The organism is Rhodovulum sp., assembly GCF_011048875.1.
GTDB classification, from domain to species: domain Bacteria; phylum Pseudomonadota; class Alphaproteobacteria; order Rhodobacterales; family Rhodobacteraceae; genus Rhodovulum; species Rhodovulum tesquicola.
In genome coordinates this window covers 1-3,982 of record NZ_DSDD01000412.1, presented here as the reverse complement: position 1 = coordinate 3,982, position 3,982 = coordinate 1, and the positions used below count along the sequence as shown (strand labels likewise).

Annotated in this window: 4 protein-coding genes; 2 read left to right on the top strand and 2 right to left on the bottom strand. The window is 69.1% G+C overall.

Annotated elements, in window-relative coordinates; all coding sequences use genetic code 11:
* Window positions 1–40: 40 nt before the first annotated feature.
* Entirely contained in the window at window positions 41–1,966 is a 1,926-nt protein-coding gene (locus ENN83_RS14205; RefSeq protein ID WP_287188008.1) for a lytic transglycosylase domain-containing protein, read from the bottom strand.
* 174 nt (window positions 1,967–2,140) lie between these two features.
* On the opposite strand from ENN83_RS14205, the gene dapA reads away from it, so the two are divergent.
* Both dapA and ENN83_RS14195 read left to right on the top strand, forming a co-directional pair.
* Complete coding sequence (dapA, locus tag ENN83_RS14200) at window positions 2,141–3,016, top strand: 4-hydroxy-tetrahydrodipicolinate synthase (RefSeq protein WP_287188005.1); 876 nt, start codon at window positions 2,141–2,143, stop codon at window positions 3,014–3,016.
* Window positions 3,017–3,030: 14 nt separating this feature from the next.
* Window positions 3,031–3,501, top strand: coding sequence for a TrmO family methyltransferase domain-containing protein (locus tag ENN83_RS14195; protein WP_287188002.1), 471 nt, complete (start codon window positions 3,031–3,033; stop codon window positions 3,499–3,501).
* A gap of 35 nt (window positions 3,502–3,536) precedes the next feature.
* Here ENN83_RS14195 and ENN83_RS14190 read toward each other — a convergent pair whose 3' ends face one another.
* Entirely contained in the window at window positions 3,537–3,974 is a 438-nt protein-coding gene (locus ENN83_RS14190) for a DUF4399 domain-containing protein (protein WP_287188011.1), read from the bottom strand.
* Window positions 3,975–3,982 lie beyond the last annotated feature (8 nt).

Here is a 3,982-nt window from a genome sequence, read left to right as displayed (position 1 = left end):
TTCACGCTCTGGCGCGAGCGACAGCGCGCATGACGGCCCCTCACCGCGCCTTCAACTCCTGTGACAGCCGGATCGGTTCGGTCCGGCCCGATAGCCGCGCGCGGTAAACGGGCAAAGATTCCGCCACCCGCATGACGTAATTGCGTGTTTCGCGGAAGGGGATCAGCTCGACCCAGTCCACCACATCGACCCCGGCCGAACGCGGGTCGCCATGTTCGGTGACCCAGGCGCGAGCGCGGTTCGGCCCGGCATTATAGGACGCCGCGACCAGCACCGGGTTGAGGCCGAACGCCTCTACCAGATGGGCCAGATAGGCCGCCCCCAGCCGCGCATTATAGGCCGGGTCCGAGGTCAGCGCCTTGCTGGAATAGCGCATGCCCAGCCGCCCGGCCATCGCCTCGGCGGTGCCGGGCATGACCTGCATCAGCCCGCGCGCCCCGGCCGGGCTGACGGCCGCCGGATTGAACTCGCTTTCGCGCCGGGCGATCGCCTTGACCAGTTCGGTCGGAACGGGATGTTTCGCCCGCGCCAGATCGGTGAGCGGGAAATAGGCTGCCACCATCACGTTGCCCTGCCCCGCCGCCACCTTGGCGATCCTGAGCGCGACGTGATGATCGCCCAGCCGCAGCGCCAGCCCGGCCAACTGGCGCTGGCCCCTGGGACCGGCGGTTTCGGCCAGATGGGTCAGGAACATCTCGGTCAGCGCGCGCTCGCCCGCCTCGTGGAACATCAGCGCCGCGCGCAGGACCGAACCGTTCGCCCAGGGCGCGTCGCGCCAGTCCGGATAGGTCTCGTTGCCGACAAGGGCGGGGTCCATCGGCAGGCCCGCACGCTCGGCGGCAAGCAGCCCGTAATAGGTTGTCTGATGCGCCCCCGCCCTGGAATACGCGGCCTTCGCCTCTTGCGGCCGGCCCAGCGCCTCGAGCGCCCGGCCCTGCCAGTAGCCCGCGCGCGCCAGGCTGATCGGCGACCCGACCCTGGCTTCAAGGGTGCGGAAATGGCCCAGCGCGGCGTCGGGCTTGTTCAGATAGCGAAGCGCGATGAAACCCGCCAGCCATTCCAGATCGGCGAAATCCGCCCCGCCGCCCAGATGGTGGCGCGCGGCCATCCGGTAGGCGCGCGCCGGATCACCGTCGCGCAGCAACTGCCGGACAAACGCACGCCGCGCGCCTGCCCATTCCTCGGGCTTTCCCAGCGCCGCAGCCGAGCCACTGCGCTCCTCGATCAGCGCAATCGCGTCCGCCGTGCGTTCCTTGCGCTGGCGCCAGCCGAACCGCTCATGCGCCAGACCCGGATCGTTGCTCAGCGCCGCGGGCACCCGCGCGATCAGCGCATCCACCCCGGGCGCATCCTCGCGCAGCGCCATCCGCGCCTCGGCCAGCGCCTTCCAGCCCGCGGGCACCAACGGCAGCATGCGCCGGGCCGAGACGAAATGCCCCTGCCACAGCATCTCGTCCAGCCGCGCGACATGGTGCTCGGCCAGGTGATCGCGGAACCGCGACAACAGTTCGTCCTGCGCCCCTTCGGACAGCGGCAGCGTGCGCCAGGCGCGCAGCGCCAGCGCGCGGGCCTCGGCAATCTCGCCGCGCGCGGCATGGGCCTGCACCAGCCGCAATGCGCCCGCGCCGGTCGTTGGTGCGGCACCGCGGAAATAGGCGATCACCCGGTCGGGATGGGCATCGGCGGGGATCTTCGCCTCGCCCTCGGCGCGCAGGCGGGCCAGGCCCGGCCAGTCGGGATTGCGCGCGGTGAAATCGAGGTAATCGGCAAATTCCCCCTGCCCAGCCCTGAGCCAGCGCCAGGTGACGATGTCGCGCGCGACGGGGCCGGCGGGTGCGGCCTGTGCCCAGGCGGCCTCCCAGCGGTCGGCACGGACCTCGGTCATGGCCCGCGCAAGCGGCGAGGCGGCGCTGGCCACGGTCGGGACGGCAAGGGCGATCAGAAGGCTAAGGGTGGTCAGGCGCATCGGGGTGCCGGGCTTCTCGGGTTCGGAGCGAACGGTGTCACGGCGCGATCCCAAGCTGCAATTCACAAACTTGGCAAGCTCTCCGTCGCGCTATAGGGTCCGGCGCGCCATGCCGGGCACGACTCGCCCGCAACGGCCAACCAAGGACATTCACGGAAACAAGAGGAGCGTGTCATGATTCAAGGGTCCCTTCCCGCCCTGGTGACGCCGTTCAAGGACGGCGCGCTGGATCTCGACACGCTCAAACGGCTGGTCGAGTGGCATCTCGACGAGGGCAGCCACGGCTTCGTGCCGGTCGGCACCACTGGCGAAAGCCCGACGTTGTCGCATTCCGAACATGAACAGGTGATCGAGGCGGTCGCGCAGGCCGTCGATGGCCGCGCGCCCGTGATCGCCGGGGCCGGGTCGAACAACACCGTCGAGGCGATCCGCTTCCTGCAACATGCCGAGCGCGTGGGCGCGAACGCCGCGCTGGTGGTTACGCCCTATTACAACAAGCCGACCCAGGCGGGCATGATCGCGCATTTCACCGCGCTGCACGACTGCTGCACGCTGCCGATCATCATCTACAACATTCCCGGCCGGTCGGCCGTCGACATGATGCCCGAAACGATGGGCGAACTGGCGAAGCTGCCGCGCATCATCGGGGTCAAGGACGCCACCGGCGATCTGTCGCGCGTGCCGAAGCAGCGGATCACCTGCGGGCCGGATTTCCTGCAATTGTCGGGCGAGGATGGAACCGCGCTGGGCTTCAACGCGCATGGCGGGCGGGGCTGCATCTCGGTCACGGCGAATGTGGCGCCCCGCCTGTGCGCCGAGTTCCAGGAGGCAACGCTTGCGGGCGATTACGGCAAGGCGCTGGAGATCCAGGACCGCCTGATGCCGCTGCATATCGCGATCTTTCTCGAACCGGGCGTTGCAGGCGCGAAATATGCGCTTTCGCGGCTTGGCAAATGCGAGAACGAGGTCCGCTCTCCGCTTGTCGGTGTGACCAAGGCCACCGCCGCGAAGATCGACGCGGCGATGCGCCATGCAGGGCTGTTGAACTAGGCATGGCGGGCGCGTTGCGTTCCGGCGAGGTCGCGCTTGAAGGCGCGCCTGACCCCGACGGCCCGCGCCTGCGCCTGATCGGACGCATCCGGTCGCCCTGGGGACCGGATGACTGCCCAAAGAACATCGCCCGGGCGCGCGAAACGGGGCGCGGGGCGACCGTCGAGCTTGACCCGCTTTTCGCGCCCGCGCTGTCGGGGCTGGTGGTCGGGCAGCCGGTGATCCTGCTTTACTGGATGGACCGGGCGCGGCGCGACCTGCTTACCCAGGCGCCGCGCCATGTCGAGGCGCCGCGCGGCACCTTCGCGCTGCGCTCGCCGAACCGGCCGAACATGATATCCCAGGCGACGGTGCGGATCACCGCTCTTGACCCCGAACGCGCTTCGTTCGGGATCGACGCCATCGACTGCTTCGACGGCACACCGCTTCTCGACATCAAGCCCTGGCTTGCCACCATCGACATGCCGCCCGGCGATGCCGGATAGCCGCCTTTCGCGATGCGCCGCCAAGGCGAAGCCGGTCACTGCACCGTCACGCTGACCGGTTCGGACATCACCGGCGGCTCATGCGGCAGGTGCGCGGCATCGCCCAGCAGCAGCCAGAGCGTATGCGCGCCAGCGGGCAGGTCCAGCGTGACCTCGGTCTGGCCACCGCCGAAATGGATATGGTTGTCGTCGGCGGGCACCGCGACCGAGAAATCATAGCCCTCCTGAGGCACATTGATGATCAGGTGGTGATGGCCGGTGCCCATGTGGTCGACTCCGGCCGGAGCAACCCCCATCCCATCGAGGCCAAAACGGATCGTCACCGGGTTCGATACGGTTACACCCTCTTCTGGCGCGATAATATAGGCGCGCGCGCCCTCTGGCGCAGGCGTACGGTCCTGGGCCGCGGCGGGCAGGGCCAGCGCAGCGGCAAGCAGAAGGCTGGCGAAACGGATGGACGGAACGGCGATCATGGTCGGAC

Coding starts and splice junctions, on each gene's coding strand:
- ENN83_RS14205 (WP_287188008.1), bottom strand. CDS start 1,966: ATGCGCCTGACCACCCTTAGCCTTCTGATCGCCCTTGCCGTCCCGACC.
- dapA (WP_287188005.1), top strand. CDS start 2,141: ATGATTCAAGGGTCCCTTCCCGCCCTGGTGACGCCGTTCAAGGACGGC.
- ENN83_RS14190 (WP_287188011.1), bottom strand. CDS start 3,974: ATGATCGCCGTTCCGTCCATCCGTTTCGCCAGCCTTCTGCTTGCCGCT.